Origin of the sequence: Anaerococcus tetradius ATCC 35098 (assembly GCF_000159095.1) — a bacterium.
Taxonomy (GTDB): Bacteria; Bacillota; Clostridia; order Tissierellales; family Peptoniphilaceae; genus Anaerococcus; species Anaerococcus tetradius.
The window spans coordinates 1-285 of the sequence record NZ_GG666374.1 but is presented as its reverse complement, the minus strand read 5'-3'; the positions used below and the strand labels follow the sequence as shown (position 1 = coordinate 285).

Annotated in this window: 1 protein-coding gene; it reads right to left on the bottom strand. The window is 42.1% G+C overall.

What is annotated here, in order from left to right; all coding sequences use genetic code 11:
• Positions 1–285: hypothetical protein (locus HMPREF0077_RS10860; RefSeq protein ID WP_004837958.1), on the bottom strand; the 285-nt coding region annotated here is incomplete at both ends.

Genomic DNA, 285 nt, shown 5'->3' with positions numbered 1-285 from the left:
CTTTTCGTTTCCGTCATTATCTTTGTATGTTACAGAAACTTCTTTTGTATCTGCGTCTGTTGGTGGTGTTACTGTTACACTTCCGTCTTTGTTTGCAGTTACGGTTGGTGCTTGTGGTGCTGTTGTGTCAGCCGGTGTTTTTGCTGTTGCTTTTCCAGCTTCTGTTGATTCGTTTCCAGTTTTATCTTTTGCTTTTGCACTTACTTCTGTACCATCTGCTACTTTGTCTGCTGGTACTGTAATTACTCCGCTATCTGGGTCAACTTTTACGTCTGATCCTTCTGG